The sequence below is a fragment of the Filobacillus milosensis genome (genome assembly GCF_004402015.1).
GTDB classification, from domain to species: domain Bacteria; phylum Bacillota; class Bacilli; order Bacillales; family Alkalibacillaceae; genus Filobacillus; species Filobacillus milosensis.
The window spans coordinates 1-301 of the sequence record NZ_SOPW01000085.1; the positions used below are offsets into that span (position 1 = coordinate 1).

Genomic DNA, 301 nt, shown 5'->3' on the forward strand with positions numbered 1-301 from the left:
GATCGGCACGGTGGCGCCGGGCCCGATGCGGGCGTTCAGGTAGTCGATGCCGACGAGCCCGCTCACGCGCCCGTCAACGTACTGCTTGTTGGCGGCGTGCGTGTCGGCGGAAGGGGACGCCACCGCGATCTTGCCGCTCGAGTGGTAGTACGGCACCGTTCCGTCCGCCGCGGCGGCAGACGCCGCTTTCACGAGGTCCAGGTTGGCTCGCGCGCCCTCGGCAGTGGTCGCACCGGTACCGCCCTTCGCGATCGGTGTCACGGCGTTCGTGCGCTGTGCGATGTAGTCGCGGGACTTGTTG

Annotated in this window: 1 protein-coding gene; it reads right to left on the reverse strand. The window is 69.8% G+C overall.

Annotated elements, in window-relative coordinates:
* On the reverse strand, window positions 1-301 hold a 301-nt coding region (locus tag E3U55_RS17665; RefSeq protein WP_228547613.1), incomplete at both ends, for a hypothetical protein.